Raw genomic sequence first — 21576 nt, forward strand, 5'->3', positions numbered from 1 at the left:
TGACATCCGTGCGCCTTCCCTCCCGTCTCGGCGAGTTCCTCGCTGGCTGTCGTGACGAATCGCCGCTGCTGCTGGGCGTGGCGCCCTTCGGCATGATCTACGGCATCGCCGCACTCGCCGCCGGCGTGCCGGCCTGGATCGCGCAGCTGGCCTCGGCGGTGGTCTTTGCCGGCGCCGCCCAGCTCGTCATCGTACAGATGCTGGCAGCGGGCGCAGGCTTCGTGCCGATCGCGCTCACCTCCGGCCTGCTCAACCTGCGCCACATGCTCTATAGCGCCTCGATGGCGGAATACGTGCGCCACCTGCCGCGGCGCTGGCGCCTGTTGCTCGCCTACGTGCTTACCGACGAGGCCTATGCGGTGGCCGTGCTGCGCTACCAGCGCCGCGACGCGCCGCCAGCGGACGCGCCCGACTACCGCCACTGGTACTTCCTTGGCGCCGGCTTCACGCTGTGGGTGGGCTGGCAGCTGTCGACCGCCGTCGGCCTGGTGTTCGGCGCTACCATCCCGCCCGAGTGGGAGCTGGACTTCGCCGTGCCGCTCACCTTCATCGCCCTGCTCACCTTGCTGCTGCGCGAGCGTGCCGGCCAGGCCGCCGCCGTGGTGGCGGGCGCGGGGGCGCTGCTGTTCGCCGCCCTGCCCTACAAGCTTGGCCTGGTGGCGGCGATCCTGCTCGGCCTGGTGGCCGGGGCATGGACGGTGCATCGGCTGGAGCGCGCACGATGAGCACCACCGGCCTGCTCCTGCTGCTCGGCGTCGTCGGCGTGCTCACCTACCTCTATCGCTACGCAATGATCGGCCTCTTTGCCAGCCGCAGCCTGCCCGGCTGGCTGCATGCGCTGTGCCGCCACATCGCACCGGCGAGCTTCGCTGCACTGACCGCAAGCGCACTCTTCGTCACCGCCGGCGAAGTCACATTTGCCTTCGACACGCCGCGCCCTTGGGCGGCTCTGGTCGCCGTGCTGGTGGCCTGGCGCACCCGTAACGTGCTTGCGACCATCGCCGCCGGCATGGCCGCGCTATACCTTTTCAAGTTCCTCGCCAGCCTGCTGCTCGCCGGCTGATCCCCACCCGACCCAACAGCCACTCATGACCGCACAGCCCCTGATCGACGCAGCCCGCAGCCTCTCTGCGCGGGTAGATGCGATGCGCTTCGCGCCCCCCGTCAGCCATGTCTACAACCCGCTCGACTACGCCTGGGCGGTGCACCAGCGCTACCTCGAGCGCTTCGGCAGCGGCCGCAAGCGCGTCGTCTTCGTCGGCATGAACCCCGGGCCCTTCGGCATGGCCCAGATCGGTGTGCCCTTCGGCGAGATCGCCAGCGCGCGCGACTGGCTCGGCCTGGAAGGCCCGGTCGGCCAGCCGCGCGAGACCAACCCCAAGCGCCCGGTCGAGGGCTTCGCCTGCGCGCGCTCGGAGGTCAGCGGCCAGCGCCTGTGGGGGCTGTTCCGCACCCGCTTCGGCACCCCCGAGGCCTTCTTCGCCGAACACTTCGTCGCCAACTACTGCCCGCTCGCCTTCTTCGAGGGCGGTCGCAACCTCACCCCAGACAAGCTGCCGGCGGCCGAACAGCGCCCCTTGCTGCAAGCCTGCGACGAACATCTGCGTACCCTTGTCGACACCCTCCAGCCCGAATGGGTGATCGGCATCGGCAACTGGGCGGAGAAGCGTGCCAGCGAGGCACTCGCCGGCACGGCAGGGCTCAGGTTCGGCCGTATCCTGCACCCCAGCCCGGCCAGCCCCGCCGCCAACCGCGGCTGGGCCGAGGCAGCAACGCGGCAACTGCAGACACTGGGAATCTGGGCCAACTGATCACGAACCGGCAAGGCTGCGCAAGCCAAAGGCCGGCGCAGCATGGTCATTCAAGGCGCCAGCGGCAACCTCAGCAGCGCCCGCACCCCCCCCGATGGCGAGGGCTCGAGCACGACCTCCCCTCCATACAGGCGGGCGAGGTCGCGCACGATCGCCAACCCCAGGCCCGAGCCGTCAACCTGTTCGTCGAGACGCACACCACGGCCGAACACCGCCTCGCGCACGGCTGCCGGCAGGCCAGGTCCATCGTCGTCGATGCAGACCTGTAACTGCCCCCCGTGCTCGGACGCGCTGAGCTCGACGCGCGTCTTCGCCCATTTGCAGGCGTTATCGAGCAGGTTGCCCAACATCTCCTGCAGGTCCTGTGCCTCACCGCGGAAAGCGAGCGAATCGGAACACCCCAGCAGTTGCAGCCGCAGATCACGTTCGGCATACACCTTCGCCATCAGGCGCTGCAGCCCCTCCAGTACAGGGCGCATGGGCGTGCGCTGCCCAGGAACGCCAACGGCTGCTGCTGCACGCGAACGCGCCAGGTGGTAATCGACTTGGGTTCGGGCAAGTCCGACCTGCTCACGGACGAGGCGGGCAAGCCCCCCATCGGCCGCATCGGCGGCGTTCGCAAGAACGGTGAGCGGGGTCTTGACCGCGTGGGCGAGGTTGCCGGCTTGGGTACGCGCCCGCGACACGAGCTCCGCATTGCGCGCGAGCACGGCGTTGAACTCGTCGACCAGAGGTTGGATCTCGACTGGGTAGCGGCCATCGATCGCTGCGCTGCGCCCATCGCGGACCGCCGCCAGGGCTTCCCTCAGGCGCTGCAACGGACGTAGGCCGAGGCCGACCTGTACGACGACGGCGAACGCCAGCCCCAGGACGAGTAGCGCCAACGCAACGGCAAGAAGCCGGTTCAAGCGCATCACCGGTGCATCGACGAAAGCCGCGTTGGCGGCGACGATCAAGCGCAGCGGGGCATCTGGAGTCGCTGCCGGCCTCAGCACACGCTCGATCATGCGTAGCGGCTCACCGTCGGGCCCCTCGACACGATGTACATGGACCTCGCCATCGACAAGCTCGTCACCGGGGACGAACAGCACCACGTCCCACAGCGAGCGCGAGCGCAGCAGGCCGCGCCCCTCCGCAGTCAGATCATCGATCTGCCAGTACAGCCCCGAGTAAGGCCGTGCAAAGCGCGGGTCGCCAAGCGCCATGCGCAGAGCGGCACGGCCGGTGGCATCCACCTCAAGCTGGGCCGCCAGTTGATCGAGATGAGCGCTCAGTTCCACGTGGAACTGCCGCTCCACATGTTCGTGGAAGAGGCGTGCAAGGCCCCAGCCGGCAACAAGCACCGCCACGCTCGCCCACATCAGGGTGCCAACCAGCAGCCGCAGACGAAGGGAATCCCGCCAGACGGGCCGGACAGGCATCATGGCGGACACACGAGCCGATAGCCCAGGCCACGCACGGTCTCGATCAGCTCGGGCGGCAGCTTCTTGCGCAGGCGGGCAACGAAGACCTCGATGGTGTTCGAGTCGCGATCATGATCCTGGGCGTAGATATGCTCGGTAAGCTCGGTGCGCGACACCACCTCGCCGCGGTGGTGCATCAGGTAAGCGAGCACGCGGAACTCGTGGCTGGTGAGGCCAAGCAGCTGGCCGTCCACCGTGACCCGCCCGCCACGGGTGTCGAGGACCACCGCACCGCAGCGCAGCTCGGGGCTCGCCTGCCCTGCCGCACGGCGGATGAGCGCACGCACGCGGGCGAGCAGCTCTTCCATATGGAAGGGCTTGGTCAGGTAGTCGTCGGCACCGGCGTCAATTCCGGCCACCTTCTCGTGCCAGTCACCACGCGCGGTCAGGATCAGCACCGGCATACCCACGCTGGCCGCGCGCCAGCGCTTGAGCACGCTCAGTCCATCGACCTGGGGCAGGCCGAGATCGAGCACCACGGCATCGTAGGCCTCGACCTCCCCCATGAAGCTCGCCTCGCGGCCATCGGCCGCACTATCTACCACATACCCCGCCGCCTCCAACGCAGCACGCAGCTGCGCGTTCAGAAGGGGTTCGTCTTCCACGACCAGGATGCGCATCAGCGTCTCTCACCGTGACCGCGCTCGGGCCTGACATCGCGCCCCTTGAGCTTGAGCAGGGTACCGTCACGGGCGTCGAGTTCGAGCTCGAGCATCTCGCCACCGCCTCGCAGCAGCTTGAGCTCATACACCCAGCGCCCGTCCTCACGCTCGAGCTCGACCTCCAGCACCTGCCCCGGATAAGTGCGCTCGACCTGCTCAAGCAACACGCGTAGCGGCATCACCTCGCCGGCCTCGAAGGCACGCCGCGCGCGCTCATGGTCGTCACGCCCGTCGGCCCTGCCGGCGGGCGCCACGGCAAGCGCGGCACAGCCGAGGCCCACCGCCAGCAAGCGATGTCCAAGCTGGCGCCGGGTGATGTCTACTGCTGCCATGGTGCCGCCCTCTCCCTATGCACGCAGTTCGGCCATCAAGCGACCGAGGTCGATGCTACGCGCCTGCTCGGCGATCGCAGGGGCATGACTCGACTGCAGCCCCCTGGCCTGGTCGTAGAGGCTGGCGAAGGTCTGCTTGAGCATCTCCGCATCCAGGGTCCGGCCGCTGCCGTAATAGCGCTGCGCCACCTTGCCAATGGCCCAGGTGGTGGCAAAGGAGAAGCCGGAGCCTGCGACCTGGCTGCCGATGGCACGGCCTGCGCCGCCAAACACCTTGCCAAGGACACCGCCGAGCAGCTTGCGGCCGAACTGCTCGACGTACTGCCCGGTCATGCCCACGCCGAGGGTGGCGAGAAAATCGCGGATGTGGCCACGGTCGAGCTCGTAGCCATGCGCCTTGCCGATGCGATACACGAGGCGGATCTGCAACGGGATGATCGCCATCGAGGCCATCGACTGCGGCAGCAGTTCGAGCGCGCCGTTGAGGATGGCGGCGTTGAGCGTCATGCGCTCGAGTTCGGCCGCATCCGGAACCACGGACGCGGCAACCCTTGGCGTAGCGCTGGGGACCACATCGTAGCCGGGCAGGACACCTTCGAGCGGTGCATCGGCCACCGCCTCCGCCTGCAAGACACTTTGCTGCGCAGCAGCAGCCTCCAGGCCCAGCGCCGCAGCCAGGCGCGCGAGGAAGGCGCGCTCGTCCGCGTCATGGCTACCGTCGGCCTCGCACACCCCAAGCGCGAGCTCGAACGCAAGCTGGCGCAAGCCAGGCTCGGAGAGTGCAGCAACCGCTTCCTCCAGGACGACGCGCCCGAGCAGCACGTCCTGGTACAGCGCAATGAAGTCGATCTGTGTCTCACGGCTCAACGACTCGGCGACCTTGCGCACGTGCTCGCGCTCGTCGGCGCTCTGGTGACCATCTGCAAAGGCCGCCATCAGGCAGATGGCGACGAGGGAACGGGTCTGCTCGGGATTCATGAGGGCTCCTGGAAGGATCGCGGACGTCGGTACTGCCGTCGCAGGGGCACGGCGGCATCATCAGGCAGCGAGATTATGCGCCTGCACCTGAACGCTGGATGAATGGTCAACGGATCGGCGGCCGGCGACGGGTCTGACTGAGCAACACGAAGCCGCAGCCGCCGCTGACGACTGCGGAATTGGCGATAATCCTGCCCTCGGAACAACCGGACGCAGGCCATGATCCGCATCGGCATAGACCTCGGCGGCACCAAGATCGAACTCGTCGCGCTTGCCGACGATGGCCAGGTCCTGTGGCGTCAACGCATCCCCACCCCGCAGGGCGACTATGCGGCGACCCTGCACGCCATCGCCGACCTGGTACGCCAGGCCGAAAACGCAACGGGCGCCACAGCCACGGTGGGTATCGGCACCCCCGGCTCGCCCTCGCACCCTAGCGGCCTGATCCGCAACGCCAACTCGACCTGCCTCAATGGCCGCCCGCTGCAGGACGACCTGCAGGCCCTGCTCGGGCGCGAGATTCGCCTCGCCAACGACGCCAACTGCCTGGCGATGTCGGAAGCGACCGACGGTGCGGGGGCGGGCGCCGGTACGGTGTTCGCCGCCATCCTGGGCACCGGCGTAGGGGGCGGCATCGTGGTCGATGGTCGCCTGCTCGTCGGCGCCAACGCCGTCGCCGGTGAGTGGGGGCATAACCCGCTGCCGCTGCCCACGGCCATCGACCTGCCCCTGCCAGACTGTTACTGCGGTCGCCACGGCTGCATCGAAGCCTACCTGTCGGGCCCCGGCATGGCGGCGGACCACCTGCGCCACCACGGCCAGACATTGGAAGCGGCCGCCATCGCCCGCAACGCCCAGGCGGGAGACGAGGCCTGCACGGCGACGCTGGCGCGCTTCGAGGCGCGCCTGGCGCGCGCGCTGGCCGGGGTGATCAACCTGCTCGATCCGGACGTGATCGTGCTCGGCGGCGGCCTGTCCGGCATCGCACGCCTGTACGACAACGTCCCGCGGCTATGGATACCGCACGTGTTCTCGGACCACATTGCCACCCGCCTGCTGCCGGCCCGCCACGGCGATGCCTCCGGCGTGCGCGGCGCAGCCTGGTTATGGCCGGCCGCGCGTCGGGTCTGATCGGGCTGCGCCTGCAACTCATGTGGCAGGGAAGCCGGCAAGCAGCGCATCGATATCGACGGCATCGATCTGCGCCTCGGTCATGAAGCGGCGTGCATAGACAAGATGGCTTCCGGAGCGCAGGAAGAGCGCGAACAGGCCAGGATCGACATGGCCCTCCCGCGCCATGCGCGCCATGATGGCAAGCGCTTCGGACAGGGTCTTGCCCGCCTTGTAGGGCCGGTCACGCGCGGTCAGAGCCTCGAAGATGTCGGCGACCGCGATCATGCGCGCCGGCAGGCTCATCTGCGTACCATCCAGGCCCTTGGGGTAACCGCTCCCGTCCATCTTCTCGTGGTGCGAGGCCGCCACTTCGGGCACCTCTACCAGATGCCGCGGCCAGGGTAGCTGGCGCAGCATGATCTCGGTACGGATGATGTGGGCGTTGATCAGGTAGCGCTCCTCGTCGGTGAGCGTGCCGTAGCGCACGCCGAGGTTGTGCAGCTCACCGAGGTCGAGCTGCCAGTGCGGCGCTTGCATGCGGAACCCCCAGGGGTTGCCTTCCTCGAAGCGATCCTCGGGGCGACGCGGGACGCGGTGCTCAGCGCGATCGGCGAGCACCGGTTCGGCGCATGGCAAGGCGACCTCGCCCTCGGCAAGCTTGCGCGCCAGCTCTTCGCCCGACACGCCAAGACGGTCATCGAGCGTTCTCGTCCAGGTGCGCCCGGCGATGCGATGCAGGCGCGCGACGTCGGCCTCGGCCATCGCCTCGACACCCTGGTTGCAGCGCGCGACGAAGGCAAACTCCTCGTCGAGCACGGCGAGTTCCGCATCGCAACGGCGTCGCCGCTCGGCGGCCTCGGCGCCGGCAATAATGTCCTGCAGGCAGCGCAGCTCCGCCTCGCGCTTGAGCACCTCGAAGCGCATGCGCACCTCGTGGATGCGGTCATAGAGTGCGTGCAGCTTGGTCGCCTTCTCGACCACATACTCGGGCGTGGTGATCTTGCCGCAATCGTGCAGCCAGGCGGCGATACGCAAGGTTTCCCAGCCACCTTCATCGAGGCTGAAACCAGCGTAGGGGCCGCTGCGCGCATCGCAGGCGGCCTGGGCAAGGAGACGCGCCAGCTCGGGCACCCGCGCACAGTGGCCGCCCGTGTGCTGGCTCTTGGCGTCAATGGCTCCCGCGACCATCCGCACCAGCGCCTCGAACAGCGCCTTCTGGGCGGCGATCAGCGCCCTCGCCTCCAGCGTCACTGCAGCCAGCCCAGACAGCGCACCGATGAAGGCGAGCCGGTCATCGTCGGCGGGTGCATCGAGCAGCAGCAGCATCGCCCCCACCAGTTCATCCTGGCGGTTGAGCAAGGGCACCGCTATTGCGTGCGATACCCCGAGCGCCGTGGCCTGCGCCTGCAGGCCGAGCGCCTCCAGGTCGTGCGTGGTGAGTGCGGCAGCGCGCGGCGCGCTGGCAGCGAGCGCCGCCGTCATCAACGGGCCGACGCTGCCGAGCGCACGTGCCGCAACCATCGACCGCCCTTGCGCACGTGCCTGCCCAGGCTGCCCGGCCTCGGCGTCCGTCGCCGCCCACGGCGCGGTCTCCGGCAGGGGGCGGCCTTCGCCATCGAGGGTCACGGCCGGCGCGAGGTGCCCGTCCGCAGCGAGATAGAGTACGCCGCCCTGCGCGCGCGTTGCCGACAAGGTCTCACCGAGCAGGCGTGGCAGCAAGCTGTCGAAATCGGGCTCGCCCGCCACCACCGTGTTCAGTTCCAGGAAGCGACGAATGGTGAGCCGCATCCCGTCCATGGTGTCGCCCAGTACCGCCACCTCGCGGATACGCGACCGCGGCACCCCGACCTGGCCGAAGTTGAAGCGGCGGATGGCTTCGGCCTCGGTTGCCAGGACACGCAGCGGACGGGCTATCTGCCGTGCCAGGGCCCAGGTCAGCGGTACCGCAATCAACAGCACGAGCGCAGTCACCATCAGCGCGGCGTCGCGTTGCCGATGCGCGAGCGCCATCAGCTCGCGCTCGGGAATGGCGGTGACGATAAGCTGCGCGGCGCTCTCATCCAGCTGCAGCACGGCTGCACTGAGCAGCCAGTTCTCGCCGTCCGCGGCAAAGCTGCGCACCAGATGCCCTTCGGGTGCGGCCAGGGCGGCAGCAACGAGCTTGTCCTGGCCCGCGAAAGCCGGGTGCGCGAGGTCTCCAAGAGTGGGCAGGCCGGGCGCATCGTCCGGGCCCGGCCGTGTGACCATGAGGCTGGTATCGTCCTGAGCCATGACACGCCCGTGCTCATCGACCAGCGCCAGACGCGTGCCGGGCGTGACCCGCTGCCGCATCAGGTCCTCACCCAGGGTGTGCAGCCGGATGTCGGCGCCAACCACCACGTCCTGGCCCACCACCCTGCGGGCAAGTGTTACACCCACCTCACGATCCGAGAAGAACAGATAGGGCGGCGTGACCGACAACTGGCCGGCCTGCGGCGCATGCCTGAACCAGTCGCGGTAGCGAGGATCGAAGTCGCGCGGGTACGTGGGCCGCTCCGATTCGGCAAGCAATGCGAGCCCCTTGTCAAAGTAGAGGTAACGCCCGCGCATGACGCCGCCGTCGCGGTCAATGCTCTGCACCAGGAAGGCCGCATCGGCTGGCGCAGCGAAACGCGCGCGCTCGGCATCGCTCGCCAGGCGGCGAACAAAGAAGAACTGCCCATCACCGTAGCCGACATACACCGAAGACAGCGCCGTCGAGCCCGTCAGCACCGCACGCATCGCCGGCAAGCGACGCAGGCGCTCGTCCAGCGTCCCGGCCTCGGCAAGCTCATCCTCCTGCAGCAGACGCAGCGCCATGTCCGCGGGCCGCAGCAGCAGATGCAGATTGCCACGAACCTCACGGTTGATGCGTAGCGAAAGGTCCTGCGCGACGGATGCCATCATGTCGCGCGCCAGATGCTGGCCGATCACGGCCAACAGCCCCCCCACCAGCAGGACGAGTCCGAGCGCAAGGGCAAGGACATGAGTGTGCAGCGGAAAAGTTCGTCCCATGTGCATGAACCGCTCCTTTTGCAGGCATCGTCGCCCCACTGCGACCCACGGGGCAGCTTGGGCGCACCGAGGCGCAGTAGACATCGCCGCTCATGATGAAGCAATACACCCCACGATGGGGAGCCATGACGACAATTGAACACTGGGGCCCGGGCACGACCGAAGCCACCGCAAGCCCGCTGCCGCGGTCGCGGTCAGACCTCGAGCGGGTCGACGTCGATCTGCCAGCGCAGTTCGCGCGCCGTACGCTGGCGGTAGAGCATCTCGATCCAGCTCAGCAGAAAAGCCTGCAACAGGCCGCGCTGGTCGGCCTCGATCAGTAGCTGCGCGCGCTCGCGGCGGGCCAGCCGCGTCATGCGCATCGGGACCGGGTCGTACAGGCGCAATCCCTCGGGCGCAAGCGCCTCGGCCAGGCGCCGCGCATGGCGCAGGAACTCCACGGCATCGTCGAGCGCGGGCGCGTCGGCGCGCAGCATGGCCTGGTGGGTAAACGGCGGAAAGCCTGCACTGCGCCGCTCCTGAAGTGCCATGCGGGCAAAGGCGTCGAAATCATGGCGGCCAAGGTGCTGGTAGAGCGGGTGTCCCGGGTACTCGGTCTGGATGAGCACCGTTCCGGGCAGAGTGCCGCGGCCGGCGCGCCCGCCCACCTGCATGAGCTGCTGGAACAGGCGCTCCGGGGCGCGGAAATCGGCCGCATGCAGCGACGCGTCGGCGCCGATCACACCGACCAGGGTCAGGCGTGGAAAGTCGTGCCCCTTGGCCATCATCTGGGTGCCGACGAGGATGTCGGCCTCGCCCGCGGCAATGGTATCGAGCAGCTTTTCCCACTGCGCGCGCGTGCGTGCGGCATCACGGTCGACGCGCAGCACGCGCGCCTGAGGAAAGCGTTCGGCGAGGCGCGCCTCGATGCGCTGCGTGCCGCGACCGAAAGGCTGGATGTCCTGGTTGCCGCAGCTCGGACAGGCGTGCGGGATCGATCCGTCGCAGCCACAGTGGTGGCAGCGCAGGCGGCGATCGGCAAGATGGACCACAAGGTTGGCCGAGCAGTGCGGACAGCGGCTCACCCAGCCGCAAGACGGGCACGACAGCACCGGGGCATAACCACGGCGATTGAGGAACACCAGGCTTTGCTCGCCACGCTCCAGGCGTTGGCCGATCGCAGCCTGCAGGCCCGGGCTGAGGCCTTCGTCGAGCTTCAGGCGCCGCGTGTCGATGCAGTGTACGGCCGGCAAGGTCGCCGCTACCGCGCGCTGGCTCAGGGTCTGCAACGCATAGCGCTCGCTGCGCGCGTGGTACCAGGTCTCGAGCGAGGGCGTGGCCGACCCCAGCACGATCGGCACGCCGCGCTGCCGCGCGCGCCACACGGCGACGTCGCGCGCCGAATAGCGCACCCCCTCCTGCTGCTTGTAGGACGCATCGTGCTCCTCGTCGACCAGGATCAGGCCCAGCCGCGGCAGCGGTGCGAACACGGCCAGTCGGGTGCCGAGGACGATGTCGGCGCGGCCGGTGAGCGCCTGAACGAATCCGCGCGAGCGCGCGCCGTCGGCAAGCGCGGAGTGCAGGCTGACGACGTTGGCGGCGGCAAAGCGCTGCGCGACGCGCTGCTCCAGCTGCGGCGTCAGCGCGATCTCGGGTACCAGCATCAACACCTGCTGACCTTGTGCCAGCGCATGCGCGGCCAGCCTAAGGTACACCTCGGTCTTGCCACTGCCGGTGACGCCATGCAGCAGCCAGGGCCTAAAGCCTGCCCCACCGCCGACGATGGCCTCGATCGCGCGCGCCTGTTCGGCAGTGAGTTCAGGTTGCGCGCCGCTGGCAAGCGCGGCAACACGGCCCTCATCCTGTATTGCAGTCAGCCAGCCACGTCGCAGCACATCGCCCACCGCCTCGCCGCCAGCCATGGCACGGATCACGCTGCGCCGCCATGGCCCAGGTTCGGCAGCGAGCGCCTGCAGCAGCATGAGCGCCTTGCTCGGCCGCCGGGCGTCGGCAAGCGCACGCCGGCCGGCCTCGCCGATCTCGAGCAGGGGGTCCTCGTCGGCGTCGCTCACACCGTCGGCGCGACGCAGGCCAGGCGGCAAAGCCAGTGCAACCACCTCGCCCAGGGGCGCGTGATAGTAGCGTGCAACGAAATCGACCAACGCCAACCAGTCTGCCGGCAGTGCCGGTACCTCGCGCTGGATGTGGTGTACGGTCTTGATGCGTGCTGGTTCGACATCGGCCGTGTTGCCGAGGGCGACGATCAAACCGTTGCGATCGCCGCGCCCGAAGGGCACCTTCACACACCGCCCGACGTCCGCTTCAGTGGCATCTGCCGCAGCGTAATCAAAGACTTGCGGCAGCGGAACGGGCAAGGCAACGCGGACAATGGTCATGGGATGATGGATGACCTTGTAAAAAGGCTTTTGTGTCAGGTGCTTGCAGCACCTTGATGAGACCGGCTGGAGAAAACGAAGGTCAAGTCTCTGGGCCAGAATGGCCCTTTTGGCTTGTCCACAAAAGCTGTGGATAAGTTTGTGGGGAACCTGGGTGAATCAGCCCCAAACCTGCGCCACATAAGGCTTTTCGTCACAATGCCTTAACATTGCGCGATTATTTACTCGTTAATTTTCAATAACTTATTGAATGCACCCACAAGCAGCTGGTTAAGCACCCGCCAATGAGGCCGGAACCGCTGGATGTGCATAAGTCAAGCACTTTGCGCGCAATATTGTGCTTGACAGGCGGCGACCTGGACGACCCAAGTCGCCGCCCATGACGGCTTTCAGCCGCGTGCGCGCAGTTCGCGGCTGTAGGCATGCACGGTGTCGACCAGCACGCTGACGCTCTCGGGCGGGGTGTATTGCGAAATGCCATGCCCGAGGTTGAAGACATGGCCAGGGTGGTTGCCGTAGGCATCGAGGATGCGTCGGGTTTCCGCAGCTACGGCGTCGGCGGGCGCGAACAGCACGTTCGGGTCGAGGTTGCCCTGGAGCGCGACCTTGTCGCCGACCAGGCGGCGGGCACGGCCGATGTCCATGGTCCAGTCGAGACCCACCGCGTCGCTGCCGATGGCAGCGATCGATTCCAGCCACAGGCCGCCGCCCTTGGTGAACACGATGCTGGGCACACGCTGGCCGTCACGCTCGCGGATGAGTCCGGAGACGACCTGCTCCAGGTAACGCAGCGAGAACTCCTTGTACGCGGCTTCGGACAGCACCCCGCCCCAGGAATCGAACACCATCACCGCCTGTGCGCCCGCCTCGATCTGGGCGTTGAGATACTTGACCACCGCCTGCGCGGTCACCTCCAGGATGTGGTGCATCAGGTCGGGGCGGCTGTAGGCCATGCTCTTGACCTTGCGGTAGTCGTCGGACGAGCCGCCTTCGACCATGTAGCAGGCCAGCGTCCACGGACTGCCGGAAAAGCCGATCAGCGGCACGCTACCGTCGAGTGCGCGGCGGATCTCGCTCACCGCATCCATCACGTACTGCAGCTCGGCGTGGGGATCGGGCGCGGTCAGGTTGCGGATCTCCCACTCGTCCTTGAGCGGACGCTCGAAGCGCGGACCCTCGCCTTCGGCGAAGTACAGGCCCAGACCCATCGCATCGGGTACGGTGAGGATGTCGGAGAACAGGATGGCGGCGTCGAGGTCGTAGCGCGCCAGCGGCTGCAGGGTGACCTCGCACGCCATCGCCGGACTCTTGCACAGGTTCAGGAAGTTGCCTGCACGGCGGCGGGTTTCGCAGTACTCGGGCAGATAGCGGCCAGCCTGGCGCATGAGCCAGACGGGCGTGTATTCGGTGGGTTGGCGCAGCAGGGCGCGCAGGAAGGTGTCGTTCTTCAGGTGGCTCACGGCGAGTCCTTTGAGGCTGGCAATCTGGCTGAAGGGGGCTGAAGGCGTGATTATCGCCTTTCCCGCGCCGCTCGGGGCTTGTCGAGCGTCAATCCAGGTGCAGCCGGGGCGCTCCTGGCGCAGGCTCAGCGCCGCCAGAAGGTGGGCGTGAGCACGACGAGGAAGGTGAAGATCTCCAGGCGGCCGAGGATCATGGTGAACGACAGCACCCACTTGTGGATGTCCTCGAGCCCCTGGTAATTGGACGCCGGGCCCACCAGGCCGAGGCCGGGGCCGGTGTTGTTGAGGCAGGCCACCACCGCGGAGAAGGCGGTGATGAGTTCGAGACCGGTCGCCGACAGGATCAGCGTCAGGCTGACGATCGACACCATGTACATGAAGCTGAAACCGAGCACCGCGTGCAGGATGGTCTCGGGTACGGGCTTGGTACCGAGGCGGACCGGACGCACCGCCTGCGGATGCAGCGAGCGCACGATCTCACGGAACACCTGCTTGTAGAGGATCATCGCGCGCATCATCTTGATGCCGCCGCCGGTCGAGCCCGAGCAGGCGATGAAGCTGCCCAGGAACAGGATCCAGATCTGGGCGAACATCGGCCACAGCGTGTAGTCGTAGGTCGCCAGGCCGAGCGAGGTGGAAATCGACACGACGTGGAAGGCGACATAGCGTAGCGCGGTGGCTGCATCGTCGTGCGCCCCATGCTGCATCAGGTACACGGTGAGGAGCACGATGCTGCCAGCGAGCACGGCGAAGTAGAAGGGAATCTCGGGGTCGCGCAGATAGGGCTTGTAGGTCCGCCGCACCAGGGCCAGGTAGTGGGTGGCGTAGTTGAGACCGGCAAGGAGAGCGAAGACGATGGTGACGAGTTCGACGTTGAGGTTGGCGAAGTGGCCGATCGAGGCGTCCTTGCTCGAGAAACCGCCCAGGCCCGCAATCGAAAAAGCATGGATCACCGCGTCCCAGCCCTCCAGCCCCGCCCACCACAGCGCGAAGCCGCAGGCGACGGTGAGCAGCACGTAGGTGATCCACAGGCCCTTCGCGGTTTCGGCGATGCGCGGCGTCAGGCTGGCGTCCTTCATCGGCGTGGGCACTTCGGCCTTGTAGAGCTGGCGGCCACCGATGCCGAGCAGCGGCAGGATGGCCACCACCAGCACGATGACGCCCATGCCGCCGATCCAGTGCATGAAGGTACGCCACAGGTTGATCGAGATGGGTAGATCATCGAGACCGGTGAGCACGGTCGCGCCGGTTGCGGTGAGCCCGGACACGGCCTCGAAGTAACCGTCGGTGAAGCGCAGTTCGGGGATGTAGGCAACCAGCGGCAGGGCACCGAACACCGGCAGCACCACCCAGCTCGCAGCAACGAGCAGGAAGCCGTCATGCACGCGCAGGTCGCGGCGCCGCGAGCGCGTGGCAGCCCACAGCAGCAGGCCCGAGACGAAGGTGACGAAGATGCCCTGGTCGTAGGCGAGGGTGGCGCCATCCTCCAGCACCGCGGATACGGTGAGCGGAAAGCCCATGAGCAGGCCGAAGATCATGATGATCAGGCCGAGCGCATTGAGCGCGGGGTGGTAAGCGCGCATTCAGGCGGTTCCCTGGGTCACAGGAAGGTGAAGCTGACCTGGAACAGCTTCTCGACCTTGCGCACGAGGTTCTTGCTGGTACAGAAGACAATGACGTGGTCATCCTCTTCGATCACCGTGTCGTGGTGCGGCATGATGACCTCGCTGCGCAGGATGCGCCCTTCGTCGTTCTTCACCTCACGCACGAGCGCGCCGATGGTCGCCCCCTTGGGAAGGGAGACTTCCTCGATCATGCGGCCGACGACCTTGGAATCCTTGCGGTTGCCGTGGGCGATGATCTCGAGCGCCTCGGCGGCACCGCGGCGCAGGCTATGCACGGCCACGACATCGCCCCGGCGCACATGCGCCAGCAAGGTACCGATCGAGGTGTGAGCCGGCGAGATGGCGATGTCGATCGGCCCGCCCTGCACGAGGTCGACATAGCTCTTGCGGTTGATCAGCGCCAGTGTGCGGCGCGCGCCCATGCGCTTGGCGAGCGAGGCCGACATGATGTTGTCTTCCTCGTCGTTGGTCAGCGCGACGAACAGGTCGGTCTCGTCGATGCCCTCGTTCTCGAGCAGCTTCTCGTCAGTCGAATCGCCGCGCAGCACCAGGGCGTGGGACAGGTGCGAGGCCAGCATCTCTGCACGTACCCGGTTCAGCTCGAGGATCTTGACGTGGTAGTTCTCCTCGATGGACTGCGCCAGACGGAAACCGATGTTGCCGCCGCCAGCGATCATGATGCGCCGCATCGGCCGGTCCGAACGCCGCAGTTCGCCCATGACCTTGCGGATGTGCACGGTCGCTGCCAGGCAGAAGACCTCGTCACCGGGCAGGATCACGGTATCGCCCTTGGGGATGATGGGCTCGCCATTACGGTAGATGGCGGCGATACGCACCTCGACGTTGGGCAGGTGAAAACGCAGCGCCTTGAGCGGATGCCCCACCAGCGGTCCGCCCTCGAAGGCGCGCACGCAGATCAGGCTCACCACCCCGTTGGCGAACTCGAGCACCTGCAGCGCTTCCGGAAAAGCGATGAGGCGCTTGATGTAGTCAGTGACCACCTGCTCGGGGCAGATCGAGAAGTCGACCGCGAAATTGTGGTCCTCGAGCAGTTCGGGATGGTCGACGTAGTCGGTCGAGCGCAGGCGTGCGATGCGGGTGGGCAGGTTGTACAGCGTCTTGGCGATACGGCAGGCGCACAGGTTGGTCTGGTCGGACTGGGTCACCGCGATCAACAGGTCGGCGTCGTCCGCCCCGGCCTCGCGCAGCACGCGCGGCGATGCCGCGTTGCCGCACACGGTACGGACTTCGAGCCGTTCGCGCAGCGCAGCCAGGTACTCCTCGCTGGTGTCGACGAGCGTGATGTCGTTCGCTTCCGACACCAGGTTTTCGGCGACCGACGCACCGACCTGGCCGGCGCCGAGAATGATGATCTTCACGCTGACTTCCGCACACGAATGTAGGCTGTGGATTCTACGCCGCCCGCGGCGCAGGGTCCAAGATTTTGTTGCACCGCAGCAATCATAGCGATAACGGCTACTCAGCCCTCTTCGTGGCGCCGCCCAGCCTGCAAGCCGAGCTGCTTCAACTTGCGGTAGAGGTGCGTGCGCTCGAGCCCGGTCTTTTCGGCAAGCCGCGTCATGTTGCCCCCCTCGAGGCGCAGGTGGTGCTCGAAGTAGAGACGCTCGAATGCTTCGCGCGCCTCGCGCAAGGGCTGGTCGAGCGGTACCCCGCAGCCACCGGTGGAGAGATCGGGCGGAAGCAGGCGGCGGACCTCGCCCGCGCCGATCTCCTCCTCCAGCGTACCGAGCGCGAGCGACTTCACTGCGGCGCGCAACTCGGCATATCCCCCTGGCCAGGGCAGATTGCGCAGCTGGTTCAGGGCTGCCGTGGACAAGCGCCGCAAGGGCACATCGCCGCCCTCGATCAGGTGCAGCAGAAGCTGGCTGGCCAGCTCCGGCAGGTCGTCGCGTACCTCGGCCAGCGAGGGCGGGGCCAGGCTGACCTCGAACAAGCGGCTCAGCAAGCCCTCCTCCCAACCTTCGGCGACCAGCCCTTCCAGATTGCGCTCGGTGGCGACCACGAGGCGCAAGTCATAGCGCTCGAGGCGGTCGAGGGCAAAGGCGAGGTTCTTCTGCTGCGCACGCGACAGACGGGCAAGCTCGGACACGAACAGGACGCCGCCCTGGGTAGCCTGCAGCTGGCTCAGGTCGAGCGGCGCGCTGACAGCGCCCAGGTCCAGCCAGGGGGCATTGCCCGGCTGCACGCTGCGGGCAACGAGTTCGGCAAGGCTGCCGCTGCCGACGCGCAGCAACAGCACGCGCGAACTACCGGATATCTGCTCGACCCGGCGCTTGAGCTCGCGCAGCGGCACCGAGCGCGTGAACGCCGACAGGGTCAAGGGAGCGGGCGCCCCCGGGGCTTGCGGCCGTTGCAGCCCACGCTTGACCGCAGCAAGCAGCTTCTGCAGTGCGATCGGCTTTTCGAGATAGTCGATCGCACCGATACGTGTCGCCTCGACTGCCGTATCGATCGTGCCATGGCCGGACATCATCACCACCGGCATGTTGAGCTGGCCGTTGGCCGCCCACTCCTTGAGCAGGGTGATGCCATCGGTGTCCGGCATCCAGATGTCCAGCAGCACCATGTCGGGCCGCAACGCATTGCGCGCCGCACGCGCAGCGGCGGCATTCTCGGCGAGCAGGATGTCGTGGCCTTCGTCGCGCAGGATTTCGGAGAGCAGTTCGCGGATTCCGATTTCGTCGTCAACGATGAGTATCTTTGCCATTGTCTTCGTCAAGCTTGTTTGTTTTCAGCCAGGCGCAAGCGGATGCGGACCTCTGCACCGCCGCCCTCGAGGTTGCTCAGGCGCACGTCGCCGCCATGCTCATCGACGATCTTCTTCACGATCGCCAGACCCAGTCCGGTGCCACGCGACTTGGTCGTGAAGTAGGGCTCGAAGGCGCGGGCGAGCACTTCAGCCGGAAAGCCGGGCCCGCTGTCACGGAACAGCAGCACAACCCGTTCGCCGTCACGGCGCGTCAGCACACGCACCTCGCCATCATCAACGCCCGTCACCGCGTCCTGCGCATTCTGCAGCATATTGTGGATCACCTGCCTTAGCTGGGTGCTGTCACCCATGACCGGCGGCAGACCGGTGGCGAGTTCGGTGCGCACACGCACGGCGGAGCTTTCGTAGAGGTGCAGCACCTCCCGGATCAGCGCATTCAGATCGACCGCCGCCAGCTTCGGCGCAGGCAGGCGCGCATAGTCGCGGAAGGCATTGACCAGGTTCTTCATCGCCTCGACCTGGTTGACGATGGTCGTCGTTGCGCGCTCGAGCATCTCTCGCCCGCTGTCGTCCAAGCGGTCCGCCAGCTTGAAGGCAAGGCGCTCGGCGGAGAGCTGGATCGGCGTCAGCGGGTTCTTGATCTCGTGCGCGAGTCGGCGCGCCACCTCGGCCCAGGCGGCGGTGCGTTGCGCCGCAACCAGGCTGGAGATGTCGTCGAAGACGACGACCAACCCGCCGCCGCCGACCGCAGGCAGACGCGAGCCGTGGATCAGCAGGCTGAGCGGCGAGCTGTCCTTCACCGGCAGGTCGATCTGGGTCTGCCAGTCACCCTCGTTGTTGGCGAAGCCCTCGACCAAGGTGTCACGGAAGAGGTCGAGGCGAGGCCAGTCCTCCAACGCGAGATCCTCGAACCCGGCAAGGTCGTCGGCCAGGATCTGCAGCGCACCATGGTTGGCCGCACGCAGCTGGCCGTCCACCGAGAAGGCAAGCACACCGGTGGACAGGTGGGCCAGCACGCTCTCGAGGTAAGCGCGGGCGGCTTCGACCTCGGCACGGCTACGCTCGGCCGCGCCGCGTGCATCCTGCAGTTGCCGCGTCATGCGGTTGAAGGACTGCGTCAGCACGCCCAGTTCGTCGTTGGCCGGCAGGGCCTGGCGCGGGCTGAAGTCGCCTTGTGCCACCGCCTGTGTGCCCTCGGCCAGGATGAGCAGAGGCGCCGCCAGCCGGCGGGCGATGAAGAAGGCGACCGCGAGTGCGGTCAGTAGCGCGAGCAGCAGCGTGAGGCTGAGCGTGATGGTGTAGATGCGCTTGAGCCCGCTGCGCCCGAGGGTGAGCTGCTGATAGTCACGATAGGCCTCCTGGACAGCCTCGGCGCTGCGCCCGAATGACTCCGGTACCGGTTGAAGGAGCATCAGCAGATTGGGCTCACCCGCCAGCGTGCGCAGCGGGATGGGGGTGACGACGCGAATCACCAAACGTCCGTCGGGGCGGCTGTCGACACTCTGGAAATGGCGCGACTGGCGGGCCTGGCGCAGTTCGGCGACCGACGGCAGGTCTGGGATGAGGCCATGACTCTGGTCGGCCGCCGTCGCCACCACCTGGCCATTGGCGCTGATGATGGTTGCGCTGCTGATGCCGCTCTGCTCGCGCAGGCGGTTGAGCAAGGCGGCCGACCCCGCTCCTGCGCTGGCAACCTCGAGTTCGAGCACCATGTCGTCAGCCTTGTCGCGCACCTGGCTGACGAGGTAGTCGAAGGCGCTCTGGCCCAACGCAATGCCACCCTCCAACGCCGAATCGACGCGTACGTCGAACCACGACTCGATGCTGCGTACGACGAACTGCAAGGACACGCCATACACGAGCACGCCGGGCACCACGCCCATGAGCGCAAACATCAGCACCAGGCGCATCTTGAGCCGCGAGCCGAACTCACGGCGGCGGTACTCGCGCCACAGCTGGCGCAGCTGAATGCCGACGAGGGCAGCCATCGCAACGACCACCGCGCCGTTGAGCGCAAGCAGGAACGGATAGCTGCCTGCAAAGAGTTCGGTATTCGCGCTCGCCGAGGCCAGCAGGAACAAGGAGATTCCGGCAAGGGCAGCAACGATGACGAGATAGGCGCGTTTCATTGGAACCCCGGCGCTCCGGGCAGGAAGGTCCAGCGCAACCAGTCGGTGCCCAGGCTCCAGTCACGGCTGCCGATCGCGGTCACCTGGAAGGGCTTGGGCAGCTGGCTGGTGTCGAGTCGAAAACGCAGTGAGGCTTGGTGAGACTGCCCCGCTTCGAGGGTGTCGAAGTCGGCGACCTGCCAGTTGCGCACACGCTGCATGGTCATCACCGCCGCCTCGAGGCTGTCGAAGCTCTGGTGGAAGCTGCCGATCGACAACCGGTAGCTGCGCGTAATGGCGTGGTAGTGCAGCCGGTAATCCAGACTGCGATCGACCACGACCTGATTGAGCCAGTACCAGCGCGGGCGCTCGATGAGCAGCTGAGTGGTGAAGTACAGCGACACGCCACGCGAAACGGCATCGACGAGTCGAGGGTTGAGCTCGATGTCGATATCGGCGTTGAGGACATAGCCCGAATCGCCACGCACGATCTCTGCGTTGCGGATCTCGCTCGAGTCCGCATGCGCGAACACGACGATGACGCTAAGCAGGGCAAATACGATCGTACGCAGCAGGCGTTCAGGCCTGCTTGCGAAGGAGCGCGTAGTAGAAGCCGTCATGTTCGGCATTGGGCAACAGCTTCAGGTCGGGCTCCCCGCAAACCGGGACACGTTCGGCATCGGCATGCAGGGCGCAGAAACGGGCGATCTGCCCGGCGTTCTCTTCATCGAAAACCGAGCAGGTGACGTAGAGCATTGTGCCACCCGGGGCCAGCGTCTGCCAAAGCGCATCGAGGATCTCCGCTTGCTGTGCGGCGAACTGCGCGATGTCGGTCTCCCGGCGCAGCCACTTGATGTCGGGATGCCTGCGCGCAACGCCAGACGCGGAACACGGCACATCGGCCAGGATACGATCGAAGGGGCGTCCATCCCACCAGCGCTCGACACGCCGGCAATCGGCAACCTGTACGCGGGCAGTCAGGCCCAGCCGCGCCAGATTGCTGTCGACACGCTGTGCACGCAGCGAGTCGAGCTCGAGCGCGAGCAGCTCGACGTCAGCGCACTCCAGCAGATGCGCCGTCTTCCCGCCGGGGGCCGCGCAGGCATCCAGCACACGCTCGCCCGCAAGCGGCGCAAGCAGCCGTGCCGCCCACTGTGCGCCCGCATCCTGCACCGAAAGCAGGCCGTCGGAGAACCCGGGCAGGCGGCCTACGGGCACGGGGCGATCGAGCAGGAGCGCATCGTTATCGAGCCGGCGTACGATCAGCCCGGCGCCCTCGAGCCCTGCCAGCACAGCGTCGATCGTCGTCCTGCGCGTATTCACACGGATGGCCATGGGCGGACGCTGGTTGCCGGCTGCAAGCGCCGCCTCCCAACTCTCACCGGCCGAGGCACGCAGGCGGGCGATCCACCAGCGCGGAAAACCGAGCCGGGCCTCCTCATCGGCCTCGGCCCAGGACTCCCACTGATCACGCTGACGGAGGGCGTTGCGCAACACGCCGTTGACCATGTTCTTGAGCCCGGGCATCAACTCGAGTGCGGCCTGGACCGCCTGATCGACGACGGTGTGCGCCTGCTCGGGCCGCTGGCGCAGACGTGTGAGCGCAACCAGCAGCAGGCCATGGATGGCCGGCGCAGGTGGCGTGTGCAGGAGACGATCGAGCACGACGCCGCTACGGCGAAAATCACGCAGCGTGGACCAGGCCAAGTCGCGTACCGCGCCCCGGGTTGCATCCGGCCACCCCGGATGGGTGGCAAGCATGTGCTCGAACGCTTCGGTAAGGTTGCCGCCACCAAGCACTGCGCCAACAAGCTCGGCTGCACGCGCCAAGGCCATGGCAAGGCTGTCATCGGCAAGGGTGGTCCGAACGGTGGCGGAAGCGTCT

General features: G+C 67.2%; 17 protein-coding genes. 4 read left to right on the forward strand and 13 right to left on the reverse strand.

Annotated elements, in window-relative coordinates; all coding sequences use genetic code 11:
* Positions 1–8 precede the first annotated feature (8 nt).
* Genes LQF09_RS19500 through LQF09_RS19510 form a run of 3 tightly spaced genes read left to right on the forward strand, consistent with a single transcriptional unit; the run spans position 9 to position 1811 of the window.
* Positions 9–725: an AzlC family ABC transporter permease gene (locus LQF09_RS19500; protein WP_002926130.1), complete on the forward strand. Its 717-nt coding sequence runs from the start codon at positions 9–11 to the stop codon at positions 723–725.
* A complete protein-coding gene (locus LQF09_RS19505) occupies positions 722–1063 on the forward strand; it encodes an AzlD domain-containing protein (protein ID WP_270068806.1) in 342 nt (113 codons plus the stop codon). The genes LQF09_RS19500 and LQF09_RS19505 overlap by 4 nt, the downstream gene beginning before the upstream one ends.
* Before the next feature lie 25 nt (positions 1064–1088).
* Positions 1089–1811: a uracil-DNA glycosylase family protein gene (locus LQF09_RS19510; RefSeq protein ID WP_002926134.1), complete on the forward strand. Its 723-nt coding sequence runs from the start codon at positions 1089–1091 to the stop codon at positions 1809–1811.
* A gap of 50 nt (positions 1812–1861) precedes the next feature.
* Here the strand turns inward: LQF09_RS19510 and LQF09_RS19515 are convergent, their stop codons facing one another.
* Genes LQF09_RS19515 through LQF09_RS19530 form a run of 4 tightly spaced genes read right to left on the reverse strand, consistent with a single transcriptional unit; the run spans position 1862 to position 5246 of the window.
* On the reverse strand, positions 1862–3235 hold the full coding sequence (locus LQF09_RS19515) for an ATP-binding protein (RefSeq protein ID WP_270068807.1): 1374 nt from the start codon (positions 3233–3235) through the stop codon (positions 1862–1864).
* Positions 3232–3894: a response regulator transcription factor gene (locus tag LQF09_RS19520; protein WP_002926143.1), complete on the reverse strand. Its 663-nt coding sequence runs from the start codon at positions 3892–3894 to the stop codon at positions 3232–3234. The genes LQF09_RS19515 and LQF09_RS19520 overlap by 4 nt, the downstream gene beginning before the upstream one ends.
* A complete protein-coding gene (locus LQF09_RS19525; protein WP_270068808.1) occupies positions 3894–4268 on the reverse strand; it encodes a PepSY domain-containing protein in 375 nt (124 codons plus the stop codon). Before LQF09_RS19525 ends, LQF09_RS19520 begins: the two co-directional genes overlap by 1 nt.
* A gap of 15 nt (positions 4269–4283) precedes the next feature.
* Positions 4284–5246, reverse strand: coding sequence for a YcjF family protein (locus LQF09_RS19530; RefSeq protein ID WP_270068809.1), 963 nt, complete (start codon positions 5244–5246; stop codon positions 4284–4286).
* A gap of 219 nt (positions 5247–5465) precedes the next feature.
* On the opposite strand from LQF09_RS19530, the gene LQF09_RS19535 reads away from it, so the two are divergent.
* Positions 5466–6377, forward strand: a complete 912-nt coding sequence (locus tag LQF09_RS19535; RefSeq protein WP_270068810.1) for an ROK family protein — start codon at positions 5466–5468, stop codon at positions 6375–6377.
* Between the two features lie 18 nt (positions 6378–6395).
* On the opposite strand, the gene LQF09_RS19540 is transcribed toward LQF09_RS19535, so the two are convergent.
* The 9 genes from LQF09_RS19540 to rsmB all read right to left on the reverse strand — a co-directional run bounded on the left by LQF09_RS19540 (position 6396) and on the right by rsmB (position 21527).
* Positions 6396–9398 (reverse strand): HD domain-containing phosphohydrolase, encoded by a 3003-nt coding sequence (locus LQF09_RS19540; protein ID WP_270068811.1) that lies wholly within the window; start codon positions 9396–9398, stop codon positions 6396–6398.
* 188 nt (positions 9399–9586) lie between these two features.
* Positions 9587–11767 (reverse strand): primosomal protein N', encoded by a 2181-nt coding sequence (locus LQF09_RS19545; protein WP_002926152.1) that lies wholly within the window; start codon positions 11765–11767, stop codon positions 9587–9589.
* Between the two features lie 389 nt (positions 11768–12156).
* Positions 12157–13227 carry a uroporphyrinogen decarboxylase gene (gene hemE / locus LQF09_RS19550; RefSeq protein WP_270068812.1) on the reverse strand — a complete coding sequence of 357 codons (1071 nt, stop codon included), beginning with the start codon at positions 13225–13227 and terminating at the stop codon, positions 12157–12159.
* Between the two features lie 125 nt (positions 13228–13352).
* Positions 13353–14810, reverse strand: coding sequence for a TrkH family potassium uptake protein (locus LQF09_RS19555; protein ID WP_270068813.1), 1458 nt, complete (start codon positions 14808–14810; stop codon positions 13353–13355).
* Between the two features lie 17 nt (positions 14811–14827).
* A complete protein-coding gene (gene trkA / locus LQF09_RS19560) occupies positions 14828–16231 on the reverse strand; it encodes a Trk system potassium transporter TrkA (protein ID WP_002926157.1) in 1404 nt (467 codons plus the stop codon).
* A 101-nt stretch (positions 16232–16332) separates the two neighbouring features.
* Positions 16333–17580, reverse strand: a complete 1248-nt coding sequence (locus LQF09_RS19565) for a sigma-54-dependent transcriptional regulator (RefSeq protein ID WP_002926158.1) — start codon at positions 17578–17580, stop codon at positions 16333–16335.
* 8 nt (positions 17581–17588) lie between these two features.
* Positions 17589–19712, reverse strand: coding sequence for a sensor histidine kinase (locus LQF09_RS19570; protein WP_002926159.1), 2124 nt, complete (start codon positions 19710–19712; stop codon positions 17589–17591).
* Positions 19709–20320: a DUF4390 domain-containing protein gene (locus tag LQF09_RS19575; protein WP_002926160.1), complete on the reverse strand. Its 612-nt coding sequence runs from the start codon at positions 20318–20320 to the stop codon at positions 19709–19711. The genes LQF09_RS19570 and LQF09_RS19575 overlap by 4 nt, the downstream gene beginning before the upstream one ends.
* Complete coding sequence (rsmB, locus tag LQF09_RS19580; RefSeq protein WP_270068814.1) at positions 20271–21527, reverse strand: 16S rRNA (cytosine(967)-C(5))-methyltransferase RsmB; 1257 nt, start codon at positions 21525–21527, stop codon at positions 20271–20273. The genes LQF09_RS19575 and rsmB overlap by 50 nt, the downstream gene beginning before the upstream one ends.
* Between the last annotated feature and the right edge of the window lie 49 nt (positions 21528–21576).

It is taken from the genome of Thauera sp. WB-2, from assembly GCF_027594845.1.
GTDB lineage: Bacteria > Pseudomonadota > Gammaproteobacteria > Burkholderiales > Rhodocyclaceae > Thauera > Thauera mechernichensis.

Excerpts from the sequence above, each read along its gene's own strand:
- LQF09_RS19505 (WP_270068806.1), top strand. The coding sequence starts at position 722 with ATGAGCACCACCGGCCTGCTCCTGCTGCTCGGCGTCGTCGGCGTGCTC.
- LQF09_RS19510 (WP_002926134.1), top strand. The coding sequence starts at position 1,089 with ATGACCGCACAGCCCCTGATCGACGCAGCCCGCAGCCTCTCTGCGCGG.
- LQF09_RS19515 (WP_270068807.1), bottom strand. The coding sequence starts at position 3,235 with ATGATGCCTGTCCGGCCCGTCTGGCGGGATTCCCTTCGTCTGCGGCTG.
- LQF09_RS19520 (WP_002926143.1), bottom strand. The coding sequence starts at position 3,894 with ATGCGCATCCTGGTCGTGGAAGACGAACCCCTTCTGAACGCGCAGCTG.
- LQF09_RS19525 (WP_270068808.1), bottom strand. The coding sequence starts at position 4,268 with ATGGCAGCAGTAGACATCACCCGGCGCCAGCTTGGACATCGCTTGCTG.
- LQF09_RS19530 (WP_270068809.1), bottom strand. The coding sequence starts at position 5,246 with ATGAATCCCGAGCAGACCCGTTCCCTCGTCGCCATCTGCCTGATGGCG.
- LQF09_RS19535 (WP_270068810.1), top strand. The coding sequence starts at position 5,466 with ATGATCCGCATCGGCATAGACCTCGGCGGCACCAAGATCGAACTCGTC.
- LQF09_RS19540 (WP_270068811.1), bottom strand. The coding sequence starts at position 9,398 with ATGCACATGGGACGAACTTTTCCGCTGCACACTCATGTCCTTGCCCTT.
- LQF09_RS19545 (WP_002926152.1), bottom strand. The coding sequence starts at position 11,767 with ATGACCATTGTCCGCGTTGCCTTGCCCGTTCCGCTGCCGCAAGTCTTT.
- LQF09_RS19555 (WP_270068813.1), bottom strand. The coding sequence starts at position 14,810 with ATGCGCGCTTACCACCCCGCGCTCAATGCGCTCGGCCTGATCATCATG.
- LQF09_RS19565 (WP_002926158.1), bottom strand. The coding sequence starts at position 17,580 with ATGGCAAAGATACTCATCGTTGACGACGAAATCGGAATCCGCGAACTG.
- LQF09_RS19570 (WP_002926159.1), bottom strand. The coding sequence starts at position 19,712 with ATGAAACGCGCCTATCTCGTCATCGTTGCTGCCCTTGCCGGAATCTCC.
- LQF09_RS19575 (WP_002926160.1), bottom strand. The coding sequence starts at position 20,320 with ATGCCGAACATGACGGCTTCTACTACGCGCTCCTTCGCAAGCAGGCCT.
- rsmB (WP_270068814.1), bottom strand. The coding sequence starts at position 21,527 with ATGGCCTTGGCGCGTGCAGCCGAGCTTGTTGGCGCAGTGCTTGGTGGC.